Source organism: Methylobacterium sp. AC433 (genome assembly GCF_979253015.1).
On record NZ_CEEDBN010000092.1, the window covers coordinates 1 to 248 of the forward strand.

General features: G+C 71.4%; 1 pseudogene. It reads right to left on the reverse strand.

From position 1 onward, the window contains the following. Positions 1-248: pseudogene (locus tag AC0IWM_RS23850) on the reverse strand (TonB-dependent siderophore receptor); the annotation flags it as partial.

Here is a 248-nt window from a genome sequence, read left to right on the forward strand (position 1 = left end):
CCTGTCCGTAGACGGGATCGAACAGGTCGAGGGCGAAGGGGTCGAGGCGCGGGGTCGAGCGCTGCAGGGTCTCGGTGCTGTTGTAGCGCTCGTGCTCCAGGCCGAGCAGCAGGGTGTGGGCGACGGGCCCGGTCTCGAAGCGGCCGACGAGTTCGGCCTGGCCGATGGCGACACCCCCGGTGAAGTCGTGCCGGCGGAACTCGCGCAGGAGCGTGCGGCCATCGTCGAGGCTGCCGGTCGCACCAGTC